The organism is Vulgatibacter sp. (assembly GCF_041687135.1).
Classification (GTDB): Bacteria; Myxococcota; Myxococcia; order Myxococcales; family Vulgatibacteraceae; genus JAWLCN01.
The window spans coordinates 114,398-126,629 of the sequence record NZ_JAWLCN010000001.1 but is presented as its reverse complement, the minus strand read 5'-3'; the positions used below and the strand labels follow the sequence as shown (position 1 = coordinate 126,629).

The 12,232-nt window shown below is 71.0% G+C and carries 12 protein-coding genes; 6 read left to right on the top strand and 6 right to left on the bottom strand.

All coding sequences use genetic code 11. The features are described 5' to 3' along the window. Nucleotides 1-52 precede the first annotated feature (52 nt). On the top strand, nucleotides 53-304 hold the full coding sequence (locus ACESMR_RS00620; protein ID WP_373044152.1) for a hypothetical protein: 252 nt from the start codon (nucleotides 53-55) through the stop codon (nucleotides 302-304). Nucleotides 305-335: 31 nt separating this feature from the next. On the opposite strand, the gene ACESMR_RS00615 is transcribed toward ACESMR_RS00620, so the two are convergent. From ACESMR_RS00615 to ACESMR_RS00605, 3 genes are all read right to left on the bottom strand, one after another. Further along, complete coding sequence (locus ACESMR_RS00615; RefSeq protein ID WP_373044150.1) at nucleotides 336-458, bottom strand: hypothetical protein; 123 nt, start codon at nucleotides 456-458, stop codon at nucleotides 336-338. A gap of 694 nt (nucleotides 459-1,152) precedes the next feature. Beyond that, nucleotides 1,153-2,313, bottom strand: a complete 1,161-nt coding sequence (locus ACESMR_RS00610; protein ID WP_373044149.1) for an iron-containing alcohol dehydrogenase — start codon at nucleotides 2,311-2,313, stop codon at nucleotides 1,153-1,155. Nucleotides 2,314-2,398: 85 nt separating this feature from the next. Beyond that, nucleotides 2,399-3,907, bottom strand: a complete 1,509-nt coding sequence (locus ACESMR_RS00605; protein ID WP_373044148.1) for a glutamine synthetase family protein — start codon at nucleotides 3,905-3,907, stop codon at nucleotides 2,399-2,401. Between the two features lie 127 nt (nucleotides 3,908-4,034). Here ACESMR_RS00605 and ACESMR_RS00600 point away from each other — a divergent pair, with 127 nt between their 5' ends. The 3 genes from ACESMR_RS00600 to ACESMR_RS00590 are packed head-to-tail and all read left to right on the top strand — an operon-like array spanning nucleotide 4,035 to nucleotide 6,042. Beyond that, entirely contained in the window at nucleotides 4,035-4,724 is a 690-nt protein-coding gene (locus ACESMR_RS00600; RefSeq protein WP_373044146.1) for a glutamine amidotransferase-related protein, read from the top strand. A gap of 54 nt (nucleotides 4,725-4,778) precedes the next feature. Beyond that, complete coding sequence (locus ACESMR_RS00595) at nucleotides 4,779-5,624, top strand: esterase/lipase family protein (RefSeq protein ID WP_373044145.1); 846 nt, start codon at nucleotides 4,779-4,781, stop codon at nucleotides 5,622-5,624. Continuing rightward, nucleotides 5,599-6,042 (top strand): hypothetical protein, encoded by a 444-nt coding sequence (locus tag ACESMR_RS00590; RefSeq protein WP_373044143.1) that lies wholly within the window; start codon nucleotides 5,599-5,601, stop codon nucleotides 6,040-6,042. Before ACESMR_RS00595 ends, ACESMR_RS00590 begins: the two co-directional genes overlap by 26 nt. On the opposite strand, the gene ACESMR_RS00585 is transcribed toward ACESMR_RS00590, so the two are convergent. Next, on the bottom strand, nucleotides 6,039-7,463 hold the full coding sequence (locus ACESMR_RS00585) for an aldehyde dehydrogenase family protein (RefSeq protein ID WP_373044141.1): 1,425 nt from the start codon (nucleotides 7,461-7,463) through the stop codon (nucleotides 6,039-6,041). The genes ACESMR_RS00590 and ACESMR_RS00585 overlap by 4 nt on opposite strands. 43 nt (nucleotides 7,464-7,506) lie before the next feature. On the opposite strand from ACESMR_RS00585, the gene ACESMR_RS00580 reads away from it, so the two are divergent. After that, entirely contained in the window at nucleotides 7,507-8,229 is a 723-nt protein-coding gene (locus ACESMR_RS00580) for an SAM-dependent methyltransferase (protein ID WP_373044140.1), read from the top strand. A 155-nt stretch (nucleotides 8,230-8,384) separates the two neighbouring features. Here ACESMR_RS00580 and ACESMR_RS00575 read toward each other — a convergent pair whose 3' ends face one another. Both ACESMR_RS00575 and ACESMR_RS00570 read right to left on the bottom strand, forming a co-directional pair. Further along, complete coding sequence (locus ACESMR_RS00575; RefSeq protein ID WP_373044138.1) at nucleotides 8,385-9,392, bottom strand: hypothetical protein; 1,008 nt, start codon at nucleotides 9,390-9,392, stop codon at nucleotides 8,385-8,387. Continuing rightward, entirely contained in the window at nucleotides 9,389-10,774 is a 1,386-nt protein-coding gene (locus tag ACESMR_RS00570; RefSeq protein WP_373044137.1) for a Dickkopf N-terminal cysteine-rich domain-containing protein, read from the bottom strand. The genes ACESMR_RS00575 and ACESMR_RS00570 overlap by 4 nt, the downstream gene beginning before the upstream one ends. Nucleotides 10,775-10,882: 108 nt before the next feature. On the opposite strand from ACESMR_RS00570, the gene ACESMR_RS00565 reads away from it, so the two are divergent. Beyond that, nucleotides 10,883-12,163 (top strand): AI-2E family transporter, encoded by a 1,281-nt coding sequence (locus ACESMR_RS00565; RefSeq protein WP_373044136.1) that lies wholly within the window; start codon nucleotides 10,883-10,885, stop codon nucleotides 12,161-12,163. Nucleotides 12,164-12,232 lie beyond the last annotated feature (69 nt).

The window sequence follows — 12,232 nt, the reverse complement described above, 5'->3', positions numbered from 1 at the left end:
TCGAAGCGAGGCGGCGGCCGGTGGCATAGTTCCGCCCCTGGGTGGAGGAACCATGACACGCACGACCCTGCTGTTGGCGACGCTCCTCCTCGCGCCGAACCTCGGCTGCGGAGACGACTGCGAGGAGGATTGCGACTGCGTAGGATACGAAGATGATGCGCCTCGGCCCGGTTGCAGCGGGGAGTACCGCTGCGTCGAGAACAGCTGCGTCTGGCGCTGTACCTTCAGTTCACCGGCGGAGTGCGCGGATGACGAGACCTGGGTCGAGCAGCAGGGCTGCTCGGTGCTGGCCTCGTGTGAGTGAGCTGCCCCGCTTAGCGGGCGGGGCCTAGCGGTCAGTTGGCGATGCTTTCGCAGAGGACGTTGTACACACTGCACGTGCAGCTGCAGGACTCGGTCGCCACCGTGCCCTCGATGCCCTCGCAGGTCTGGCAGCTGATCCCGTCGCAGGCAGCCATGACCTCTTCGCTGAGGTTGCAGTAGAGACGCCCTTCGGCATCACAGGCATCGCCCCGCCAGACCAGCTGCGACTCGCAAGGGCACTCGCTCGGCGGCGGGCAACTCGTTCTATCGACCGCAAAGGGAGGCTCACATCGCCACTCCCCTTCGCGGCAGACCATTCCCGTATGCATGTCGTTGGCCCAACAGCAATCGCTGATGCACCGTCCCTGCGTCGCTAGGTCGCACGGGCAGAGAGCCTCGCGATCGCACTTCCCCCACTCGTAGAACCCTGCGGGGCAATAGTAGGCGTCTCGGTCGACGTCGTACTCGCTCGGAATCGCGTCGAGCGTCGTGCAGCAGTCCAGCGTGCAGAGGCAGTCCCGCTTCTCGCACCACACGCGTTGGTCGGCACCGCCCGCGCCACCGGCCCCGCCCGCTCCGCCCGTGCCCAGGTCGCCGCCGCGACCGCCGGCTCCTCCGCTGGCGCCACCATTGCCGGCCGAGCCCCCCTGGGTACCTGCTGCGCCGTGGTCCACGGCGGGCGGCTGCGGGTCCGACGCGCACGACGTGACGAGGACCCCGAAGAGCACAATAAATGCGCCTGCTCGATGCAGCATCGAACGCTCCGCTCGTATGGTGTGCGGCAGAGCGTACCATGAGTGCACCGCTGGGAACCGCTGGCGCCGCCTCGGCGGCGGCGCCATCGCGTGCTCAGAGCAGTGACCGCAGCATCGGCTCACAATCCTCCCGCGTGAAGGGCCGCGGGTTGGTGCGGTGCGAGGCGTCGTCCAGGGCGAGCTCGACGAGCTGCGGGATCATCTCGGCGGTGACGCCTGCCGCAGAGAGCTTCTCCGGGATGCCGACCCGGCGGCAGAGTTCCTCGACGCGGGTGCAGGCGCGGTCGGCCATCTTCCGCTCGTCCATCGAGCCGCAGGGCTCGCCCATCGCCTCGGCGATCCGGGCGAAGCGCGGGTGGGCCTGCTCCTCGTTGTAGCGGCAGACCGCAGGCAGCACGATCGCGTTGACCAGGCCGTGGTGCGCCCCCGGCACGATGGCGCCCACCGCGTGGGCGATGGCGTGGGCCGCGCCGAGCCCCTTGGTGAAGGCCATCGCCCCCATGATCGCCGCCGCCATCATGTCGGCCCGCGCGGCGAGGTCGTTGGGGTTGTCCATCACCGCGGGCAGCGCCCGCGTCACCCGGTGGATGCCGTCGATGGCGAGCGCGTCGGCGAGCGGGTTGTCGCCCAGCGCGACGTAGGCCTCGAGGCAGTGGGTGAAGGCATCCATCCCGGTCCACGCCGTGGGCTTGGGCGGCAGGCCCAGGGTGAGCTCGGGATCGGCGATGGCGCAGGTGGCGATGAGCCGCGGGCTGAAGAGCACGGTCTTGCGCTTGGTGTCGTCGAGCTTGACCACCGCGCTCCGCGACACCTCGCTGCCGGTGCCCGAGGTGGTGGCGATGCAGATGAGCGGCGGCAGCTCGGAGGTGACGTTGACGTCGCCGCCCTTGGCGTCGTCGTAGCGCGAGAGCGGCTTCGGGTGGTTGACCGCGAGCCGGATCGCGCGCGCCGTGTCGAGGGGCGCGCCGCCGCCGATGGCGACGATGATGTCGGCGTGCAGGGCGCGGTACGCCTCGACGCCCTTCCACACGTCGGCCTCCACCGGATTCGGCTGCAGATCGGAGAAGACGCTGAACTGGAGATCGGCTTCGCTCAGCAGGTTCTCCACCCGCCTCACCAGGCCCGCCGCGATCACCCCGCGGTCGGAGACGACGAGCACCTTGGTGCCGCCTGCCTTCCGAACCTCTTCGCCCAGCTTGATGATGGTCCCGGCGCCCCAGACGACGCGGGTTGGATAGGAAAGATAGGTCGGCATGTCCCCTCCCCTTCCCCGCGGCAAAAACGCCCGCGCCATTGGCGGCACGGGCGCTCTCGCTCGCAGGAGCAGGCGGCCAGAAGAATCAGATGATCTCGAAGTAGCGGTCGAGCTCCCAGTCGGTGACGGCGCGCTGGTACTGCCGCACCTCCCACGTCCGGGTGCGGATGTAGTGGTCGACGAAGCCGTCGCCGAGGATCTCCCGGGCGACCCGGCTCTTGTCGAGACGCTCCACCGCCTCCTCGAGGCAGCGCGGCAGATCGGGGGCGCCGCTGCCGGTGGCATCCGCCGCGATGGGCTGCGCCGGCTCGAGCTTGCGCTCGATGCCGTAGAGCCCGGCGGCCAGCACCGCTGCCATGGTGGTGTAGGGGTTCATGTCGGCGGCGGGCTGCCGGTGCTCGATCCGCACCGCCTTCGCGTCGCCGGCGCCGATCACCCGCAGCGCGCACGTACGGTTCTCGAGGCCCCAGGTGGCGTTGAGCGGCGCCCACACGCCGGGCACGTAGCGCTTGTAGGAGTTGATCGTCGGGGAGACGAGCGCGGTGAGCTCCGGCATCAGGGAGAGCTGGCCGGCGAGGAAGTGGCGCATCGTCTTCGACATGCCCCGCTCCGCCTTCGGATCGGCGAAGCAATTGGCGGTGCCGTCGAGGTTCCAGAGCGATTGGTGGACGTGGCCGCTGCAGCCGGGCAGGTCGGCGTTCCACTTGGCCATGAAGCAGGCCATCACCCCGTGGCGCGCGCAGATCTCCTTCACCGCCGTCTTGAAGAGCGCCGCGCGGTCTGCTGCCTCGAGGATCTCGCCGTAGGTGATCGCCGCCTCGTAGACGCCGGGGCCGGTCTCGGTGTGGATCCCCTCGATCGGGATGCCGAACTCCCTGCAGCCGTCGACGATGGCGTGGAGGAGCTCGGCGTTCTCCGAGGCGCGCAGCCAGGAGTAGCCGAACATCCCGGGCGAGAGGGGCTTCAGGCCCTGGTAGTTCTTCTCGCGCACGCTCTCCGGCGTCTCGCGGAAGAGGAAGAACTCGAACTCGGCGGAGTACTTCGGGGCGAAGCCCATCGCGTTGGCCTTCGCCACCACGCGCTGGAGCAGGCCGCGCGGCGAGGCGGGATGGGGCTGCTCCCCTTCGGCGTCGAGATAATCGAGGAGGAAGGCGGCGGTGCCCGGCTCCCAGGGGATCGGCCGGTAGCTGTCGAGATCGATCCGCGCCTTCGCGTCCGGATAGCCGGTGTGCCAGCCGGTGAGCCGCGCGTTGTCGTAGAGCGTGTCGCCGGAATCCCAGCCGAAGATCACGTCGCAGAAGCCGAGGCCGCCCTTCGCCGCGGAGAAGAACTTCTCGAGCGAGACGTATTTGCCGCGGAAGATGCCGTCGACGTCGAAGCCGCCGAGCTTCACCGTGGTGATCTTCCGCTGCGCGAATTCGCGGCGGAGCGCCTCGAGATCGCGGGTTTCCTGCCGCACCCGCGGCTCCGTCTTCTGGGTGCGCACGCGCCCGCTGCGCGCCGAGCTGCTCGCGCGGGTCTGCACCTTGCCGGTGCTCTTGCGTGCCACCCGGCCCGAAGGCCGGCCCGACGCCCGGACTCGCTTGTCGGCCATATTTGCCTCCCCTGGTGCCGGACGCGAAGGGGTGGGCGGATCGCGGAGCCGGCGCTGGTGACTTGCCCCCCGGCATGCGGCCGGGCAGGCAGGTGCATAGGTTAGGCACCGGAATCGGAGCGGCAACGTGACCCTTCCCCCTCTCCTCATCGTCAAGACGGGCAGCACCCACCCGGACGTGATCCGCAGCGACGGCGACTACGAGGCCTGGTTCATCGCCTCCCTCGAAGGGGGCCCCGATCGGACCACGGTCCATCCCGCGGCGCAGAAGCTTCCCGACCCGCAGCGCTTCGGCGGCGTGATCCTCACCGGCTCGCCGCTCTCGGTGCGCGACGAGTCGCCGTGGATGGACCGCCTCGGCGCGTGGGCCCTGGAGGCGGCGGACCGGGGCGTGCCCGTGCTCGCGGTCTGCTTCGGCCACCAGCTGGTGGGCGAGGCGCTGGGCGGCCGTGTCGGCGTGAACCCCGCGGGACCGGAGTACGGCACCAGCGAGGTGCGGCTCACCGCAGCGGGGCGGAGCGATCCCCTCTTCGCCGGCCTGCCCGAGCGCATCGCCGTCCAGCAGACCCACAACGATGCCCTCGTCTCGGCTCCCCCACCCGAAAGGGCCCAGCTCCTCGCTGCAGGTGAGAGCTGCGATTGGCAGGCTTTCTCTGCTGGGCCCCATCTGCGGGCGGTGCAATTCCACCCCGAGCTGCGGGCCGACACGCTCCGGCGCCTCCTCGACGCACGGGGCAGGCAGGGGCAGACCCGGCCCACCGAGCACGGCTACCGGGTCTTGCGGAACTGGGACGAGCACTTCGTCAGGGGGCAGTGAGCTTTCGCTTCGGGTGGGGCAGCGGGGGACGAGCAGCAGCGGAGGGAGAGACGATTGAGCACGCCAGCCTGGTTGATTCGCTACCGTCGCTTCCGCTCCCGCGTCCGCCGGCTCAAGAACCATTTCGGCAAGCCGCAGGCGGCCAACCAGATCCGCAAGCGCACCGACTTCACCCGGTGCGAGAAGCCGGTCCTCCTCATCTACGGCTTCATGGCGACCCGCCGCTCGCTGCAGGTGATGGAGCGTCGGCTGCGCCGCGACGGCTATTGCGTCTTCTCCCTGAACCTCGGAGGGCTGCGCGGCGCCTTCAACAACCGGCCGGTGGAGGAGCTCGCCGCCCACGTCGCCGCGAAGGTCGAGCGGATGTACGCCCGCTACAAACTCGGGCCGCTCACGATCATCGGGCACTCGAAGGGCGGGTTGATCGGCGCCCACTACGTGAAGCACCTCGGCGGCCATCGGCGGGTGCGCACGCTGATCACCCTGGGCACGCCGCACAACGGCACCCCCTTCGCCTACCTCGGGCTCCTCATCGCGCCGGTGGCGCAGTCGGTGCTCGAGATGATGCCGCTCTCCCCGTTCATCCGGCGGCTCAAGAAGACGCCGACGCCGCGGTCGGTCTGGTTCGCGTCGATCTGGTCGCAGGAGGACGCGGTCTGCCCCTTCCCTGCGGCGGTGGTGGATCGCGGCCTGCCCAACGTGAAGAACGTCGAGGTCCACGCCCCACACCACGACCTCCTCCTCCGCAAGCATGTGTACGATGCGGTGCACGCGGAGCTGGCGAACGGCGCTGCCTGGGCGCTGGCCCACCCGCGGATCAAGGAGGAGAACGTGGCCGTGCCGCAGGAGGCGGAGCGGCGCGTTCCGGAGATCGATGGGACGCTGGGACTACCTGTATGACCTGCAGCCGCGGGCTGCGCTCGACGTGCTCCTCGACGAGGCGGCCAAGGCCTTCGCCGAGGATCTGCAGCAGTGGCCGCCGCCGCTCGAGGGGATCGAGCCTGCAGGCGCTGCCCGCACGCTGAACGTGCTCCAGGGGCCGAGGCCCCACCGCCTCGCCTTCGACCAGGCCTTCGCCCTGGCGCGGCTCGACCTCGCACACGAATACGAGGCGATCGATCGCTGGCAGGACGACGGGTGGCGCAGCGCGCAGCTCAACGAGGGCGAGCGGGACGCGGCGATCTTCCTCTGGCGCTACCTCACCGAGCGCCTCTTCGATCTGAACGAATCGCTGCAGAGCAAGCTGAAGCGCCGCGATCTGGTCGAGCTGGTGGACCGGATCGAGCGGCGCTTCCTCGCGCCGTCGCTGTTCGTCTAACGGCCGGCGAGCACCAGCACCCGCGGCTCCGTGTAATCCTCCATCGCGTAGCGGAGGCCCTCGCGGCCGAGGCCCGACTCCTTCACGCCGCCGTAGGGCATGTTGTCCTGCCGGAAGGTCGGGTAGTCGTTGACGATCACGCCGCCGACCTCGAGATCGCGCCACGCCTTGCGAACCCGCCCGAGCGAGTCGGTGAAGATGCCGGCCTGGAGGCCGAAGCGCGAGTCGTTGGCGCGCTCGATCGCCTCGTCGAAATCGTCGAAGGGCGCGAGCAGGATCACCGGGCCGAAGACCTCGTCGCAGGAGATCCGCGCGCCCGGGGGCACGTTCTCCAGCACCGCCGGGTGGACCACCGTGCCCTCCCGCCCGCCGCCGTGGACGGTGGCCCCACCTTCGCGCGCCTCCTCGATCCAGCCTTCGATCCGTTTCGCGTGGCTCTCGTCGATGATCGGCCCCACGAGGATCGACTGGTCGCCGGGATCGCCGGCGCGGATCATCCGGACCTCGCCGAGGAGCTTGAGGCGGAAGGCCTCGTAGCAGGAGCGCTCGACGTAGATCCGCTGCACGCTGATGCAGACCTGCCCCGCGTAGATCATCCCGCCCTGCGCGCAGCGCTTCGCCGCCCAGTCGAGGTCCGCGTCGGCGCAGATGATCGCCGCCGCGTTGCCGCCGAGCTCGAGGATCACCTTCGCCCGCTTCGCCTTCTCCTTGAGCATCCAGCCCACCGGCACGCTGCCGGTGAAGGAGAGGATGGCGATGCGGGGATCGGTGGCAAGCTTCTCGGCCACCTCGTTGCTGCACGGGAGCACCTGCAGCATCCCGCGCGGCACCTTCGCCTCGTGGGCCACCTCGGCGAGGAGGCAGGCGGCGGAGGGGGCCTGCGGCGGCGGCTTCCAGATCACCGGCGCGCCAACGGCGATCGCCGGGGCCACCTTGTGGGCGCCGAGGTTGAGCGGAAAGTTGAAGGGCGAGATCGCCGCCACAACGCCGGCGGGCACGCGGCGGGTGATGGCCTCGTAGCCACCGGTCGCGGCGTCGAGATCGATGGGCACCACCTCTCCGCCGAAGCGGGTGGTCTCCGCCGCGGCGAGGGAGAAGGTGGCGATCGCCCGCTTCACCTCGCCGCGGGCGATGGCGATGGGCTTGCCCGCCTCGGTGCAGATCGCGCGCGCGAATTCCTCGGCGCGGGCCTCGATGCCGTCGGCGATCGCCTGGCAGAGGTCGCGGCGCTTCCCCGCGCTCAGGTGCCGGCCGTGCTCCCGCGCAGCGTGGGCCGCGGCGAGGGCGCGCTCCATCTCCGCGGCGCCGGCGGCGGCGACCGTGGCGACGACGCTGCCGTCCCAGGGGTTGCGGATCTCCTGCAGCGCGGGCCCCTCGACGAACTGGCCGTCGAGGTAGAGGCGTCGGTGGGCTGGGCTCATGGCGTCGATCCTACCAGCGCCGGTGGACGTGGTACGAGAGGGCATGGATCGCGCGCGCTTCTCCGCCATCGCCCACACCGGCCTCTCCTTTCTCAACCCCCTGCCCGCCTCGTTCTTCGACGAGGTCGCAGGCAGCGTCCGCCTGGCGCCGGGCGAACGGCTCATCGAGCTGGGATGCGGGAAGGCGGAGCTGCTCCTTCGTCTCGCCGAGCGCCATGGCGTAGCGGCGACGGGCATCGACCGCTCCGCGCACTTCCTCGACGAGGGCCGCCGTGCTGCAGCGGTGCGCCTGCCCGACGGCGCCGTCGAGCTGCTGCAGGCGGACGCCGCCGGGTGGCCCCTGGGTTCGTCGCGGTGGGCGATGTCGATCTGCATCGGCTCCGGCCCGCTGGCGAGCGTCGCCGCCCTGGCAGCTGCGGTCCCGGCAGGCGGGTGGGTCCTCGCCGGCGACGCGCACTGGCGGGGCGATCCGCCGCCCGATCTGCTCGCGGCGCTCGGCTGCACCCGCGGCGATCTTCCCGAGGCCCATGCCCTGGAAGCGGAGGCCGAGCGCGCGGGCCTCGTCCCGATCCTGCTGCGCAGCGCCTCGACATCGGAGTGGGACGCCTACGAAGCGGCGTGGCTCGCGAACGTGGAGCGCTGGGCCGAGGACCATCCGCTCGATCCGGAGCGGGACGCCTTTCTCGCCAGGGCCCGCGCCGGCAACGAACGGCACCGCCGGTTCGGCCCCCTGGGCTTCACGGTGGGCCTCTTCCGCAAGCGCTGATCCACGGGGCGCAGACGCACGAAGGGCGGTGTGCCGGGGAGCACACCGCCCCTCGTGTTCGAGCCGACGTTCAGCCGGCTGGGGGCCTGGGGCGCTGCACCGGCATGCAGGGCAGCGCGCCAGTCCCCGACTGTTCGAGGTCGATCATCCGCGCCTCACTCTGCGACGGGGATGCAGGCGGGGCGCTCACCCGGCGTGGTGTCGCAACGCTCGCCGCTGGCGCAGGGCCTGGTCTCGAGGCGCTCCGGATCGCACATCTGCACGCAGGTGGGGCTGCCGTCGATGTCGCGGCAGGTGTTGTTGTCGAGGGCGGAGCAGGTGTCGCCGCAGCGCTTGTCGCGGCAGACCAGCGCGCCGATCTGGCAGGTCTTGCCGTCGGGGCAGGTGTCGTTGCCGGGATCGCAGACCGGCAGGATGGTCACGTAGACCGCGTGGTCGTCGTCCTCGACGTAGGGACCGGGCGGGATGACCACGCCCTCCTTGCAGCCGAGGCCGACCAGCTCGCCACCCGGGTTGCCGCTCACGTCGCGGGCGCCGTAGAAGCGGCTGAGGAGCAGGAAGCCCGTTCCCTCCTCGGGCACCGGCATCTCGAACGCAGGGGCCGGGATGGTGGTGTCGGGGTCGCTGATGCCGCGGCTCGAAGCGCCGACGAGGTTGAAGGCGGCGAGCGAGCCGCCGTCGAGGCCGGCGACGAAGATGTCGTCGCAGGTCGCCTCGGAACCATCCGGCTTGAGCGGGTGGAAGAGCTCCACGAGCACCGCCTTGTTCCGGTCGGTGAGCGAGTGGAGCCGCGAATCGAGCTGGTTGAAGACCTGCACGCTGCCGCGCACCGTGGCGCCGTCGACCAGCTGGCCGGCGGGCTCGCAGGAACCCTCGAGGCAGATCAGGTTGAGCTGGCCCACCCGGTCGGCCTCGCAGGTGGGCACCTGCTCGGTGCAGCCGGTGGCGGTGCACTCCTCGAGGACGAGGCAGTTCGGATCGGCGCAGTCGATGGCGCCGTCCTCGTCGTCGTCGATGCCGTTGTCGCAGATCTCGGCGCCGGTATCGGGCGGCTCGTTCTTCGGGCCTTCAGCGCCGGGGGAGGAGCTGCCACAGGCGGGCGCAGCGGCGGCGAGCGCTGCTGCGAGCGCGAGGAGGAGGAGGTTCCGGTTCGGGATTTTCACATGCACTCCCTATCGCAAATGCCGTCGTTGGGAAAGCAGACGGAGGAGACGAGCTCGCCACCCGCGTCGCGCACGGGTTGGCAGAAGAAGCCCCGGGGGCAGCCGTCGGGGGGACAGGCCGGGGCGCAGCGGCCGTCGACGCAGAGGCCGCCGGCGCCGCAGGCAGGGTCGAGGCCGCTGCCGGAGCAGAGACCGCAATAATTGGCTGCGGGCACGCCGGCCCTGCGGGCGCCCTCGCAGAAGCCCGCGCCGCTGCATTGCTCGCAGAGGCCGCAGGTATCGGTGATCTGGCAGCGCCCCTCCTCCGCTCTGCACCTGCCGGCGTCGCAGATCTCCTGCGGCAGGCAGTCGCCGGCGTCGTTGCAGCCCGGGACGCAGAGGACGCGGCCGTCGCTTGCGGCGCAGACGGCGCCGAGGGGGCAGTCGCCGTCCTCGCCGCACCCCGTCACGCAGCCGCCCACCACCTGCCCCGGCTCGATGGCGCAGACCCTGGGGCGCGGGCAATGATCGTCCTCGGTGCAGCCAGCGAGGCAGGTGCCGGTGGCGGCGCCTGCGGCCTTCGCGCAGAGGTGGGGCGCCGGGCATTCGCCGTTCTCGGTGCAGGTGGGCAAGGAGACGCACGCGCCCCGCTCGCAGCGGGCGGCGCTTCCACAGGCCCTGTCGTCGTCGCAGGGCACGTAGCAGGCGAGGCTCGCCGCATCGCAACGCTGCTCCGGCGCGCAGCCCGAGCTGCGGGCGACACAGGCGCCGACGTCCCGATCGCAGCGCTGCTCCGGCCTGCAATCGCGGTCGATGGCGCAGCTGCGGCCCTCGTCCGGCGTGCACGGGGCGACGTCCCTGCAGGTGGTGGTGGGGACGCACTGCCCCTCGGTGCAGCGGGTGCCGGGGCGGGAGCAGTCCGCGTCGGCGGCGCAGGCCTCGCCGCAGAAGCGGCCCGATCCCCCGGCGTCGACGAGGCAGCGGTTGCCCGCGCCGCAGTCGCCGTCGAGCTCGCAGCTCTCACAGAAGGCACGGAGCTGCCTGCAGACGCGGCTCGAGGTCTCGCACCAGCGCTCGTCCCCGCAATCCCGGTCCGCGAGGCAGCCGGGCGCCTCGCGGACGCAGCGGCCGGAGAAGGGATCGCAATGGAGCGGCACGGGGCAGTTGCCGTCGGAGGTGCAGACGCACCTCCTTCGCTCCGGATCGCAGCGGAGGCCCGCGCGGCACTCCGCGTCGAAGCTGCAGCTCTCACCGGCCCCCAGGGGTTCGGTCCGGGCCCCTGCGCCGCCGGGAGGCTCCTCCTTCACCTCGGTGCAGGAGGCCAGCGAGCAGGCGAGCAGCAGGCAGATCCCAAGCGCTGCGAGGGAACGGATCGCGAGCGGCGCCGGTTTCTGTCCGTGCATCAAGAAGCGCTCCGGGTGCGGAAGCGCCGATCCTATCACCCCACGGCAGAGCCCGGCCATCGGGTCCTTCCGTTGACCGGAGCCCCGCGCTCCCCTAGATCATCGCCCGTGGATTCGCGCTCGAAGGCCCGCCCGAAAAGCTACCTCCTGATCGTCGCCCTGCTTTGGCTGGCCATCGCAGCGGTGCTGGTCGTCTTCCACCAGGTGCTGCTGCCCTTCGGCGTGGCGCTGCTGGTGGCCTACGTGATCGAGCCGCTGGTGACGCGGATCGCGGGCTACCGGGTCGGCGGCAGGAACGTGCCGCGCTGGGGCGCGATCCTCCTCCTCTACGCGGCGTTCTTCGGCGTGGTCTACCTCTTCTCCGTGGCGGCGCTGCCCCAGCTCTACCGGGAGCTGGTGCGCCTCACCGCGGAGGCCCGGGAGTTCCTGAACGCCCTCACACCAACCCGGATCGCCTGGTACATCCGCGTCGCCGAGGATTGGCTCACCACCCACGGCATCCCCATCGCCCTCGGCGACGAGAGCCTGCAGGTCGGGGATCTCACCGCCGCGCAGCCCGGCGCCGCGCAGCTGGCGGTCGGCGCCGACCAGGCGGCGGAGGGGGCCAAGCTCCATCTCGACCTCGAGGCTGCGATCCGCAACAGCATCGCCAACGGATCGGCCTGGCTGCGCTCCCACTTCCTCGACGTGGTCGGCTACTCGCAGCGGGTGCTCGCCGGGCTCTTCGGCGGCGTCTTCATGCTCTTCTTCGTGCTGATGGTCACGGCGTTCCTGCTCATCGACGTCCGCGGCATCCAGCGCTTCTTCCGCTCGATGGTGCCGCCGGAGCACCTCGGCGACTACGACGACCTGCTCCGCCGGATCGACCGGAAGCTCGCCGGCGTCGTCCGCGGGCAGATCGTGATCTGCCTGGTGAACGGCGTGCTGACCCTGGTCGGCCTGCTGCTGCTCAAGGTGAAGTTCGCCTTCGTCCTCGCCACCGTGGCCACGGTGCTCTCGTTCATCCCCATCTTCGGGACGATCATCTCCACGATCCCGATCGTGCTGGTGGGCCTGTCGCAGTCCTTCTCCACCGGCGTCGCGGCGCTCGCCTGGATCCTCGGGATCCACGCCGTGGAGGCCTACCTGCTCAACCCGAAGATCATGGGGACGGCGGCGAAGATCCACCCGGCGCTCATCGCCTTCGCCCTGCTCGCCGGCGAACGGACCTTCGGCTTCGTGGGCGCGCTCTTCGCCGTGCCGGTGGCGTCGATCCTCCTGGCGACCTTCGGCCACTTCAAGTCGCGCGCCGACCGGATGCAGGCAGAGGCGGACGGTGTGCCGCCGCCGCTCGACGACGAGGCGCCGGAGGTGGCGATCGCCTCTGCCGGTCCCTCCGGCACCAGCTGAACGGCAGCGCGGCGGTGCGACGGAAAAGGGCGCCATCCCGAGGCGGAGGCGCCCTTTTCCTCGTCCTGG